Source organism: Proteus sp. fly-1067 (genome assembly GCF_040139345.1).
GTDB classification, from domain to species: domain Bacteria; phylum Pseudomonadota; class Gammaproteobacteria; order Enterobacterales; family Enterobacteriaceae; genus Proteus; species Proteus vulgaris_B.
Genome location: NZ_JBEEUL010000078.1, coordinates 1 through 765, shown reverse-complemented (window position 1 = coordinate 765; position 765 = coordinate 1). Strand labels below are relative to the sequence as shown.

General features: G+C 38.6%; 1 protein-coding gene. It reads left to right on the top strand.

What is annotated here, in order from left to right:
* The coding region (locus ABN217_RS19215; protein WP_349459852.1) for an ABC transporter transmembrane domain-containing protein at positions 1–765 on the top strand (765 nt) is incomplete at both ends.

Genomic DNA, 765 nt, shown 5'->3' with positions numbered 1-765 from the left:
ATTCGTGAGTTTCTAACGGGGAGCTTTTTTACATTATGTGTTGGTGTACTATTTCTGTTTGTATTTATCTATGTGATGAGCCTACTTTCTTCAACGCTCACTCTGATCTTTCTCTGCTCTATTCCGCTTTATTTACTCGTTGCTTGGTGGCTAACCCCTAAAATTGAAGCCGCTGCTCATGAACAGTTTGCGAATATTGCAATCAATACATCTTTTTTAACAGAAAGCATTAATGGTATTGAAACAGCAAAAAGCTTATCTGTAGAGCCAAATTTTACTCGCCGATGGGATAAGCAAACTTCAGATATGAGCCACACCACTTTTGTTGCAGGGCAAGTGAGTTCTCGATCAGAACACCTTGTGATGGTAATTGAGAAATTAACCAGTGCGGTTATTTTATGGGTTGGTGCATCGGAAGTATTGGCTTTACAACTGACCATTGGGCAATTTATTGCTTTCCACATGATGGTCAACCATGCCAGCCAACCACTAGTAAAATTGGTCAAACTTTGGGGAGATTACATAAGAACAAAAGTGGCTATTGAGAAGTTAGCTCAAATAATTAATTTACCAACAGAGCAGACTAAACATGGAGAGCGTAAATCCTTAAAAGGATATATCCAGTTACGTAATATCTGTTTTCGCTATCAACCCAATATGCCGTATATTCTTCAAGATTTTAATTTATCCATTCGTTCAGGTGAAACATTAGGGATTGTTGGGACATCGGGTTCAGGGAAAAGCACCTTAGCACGTTTATTACTC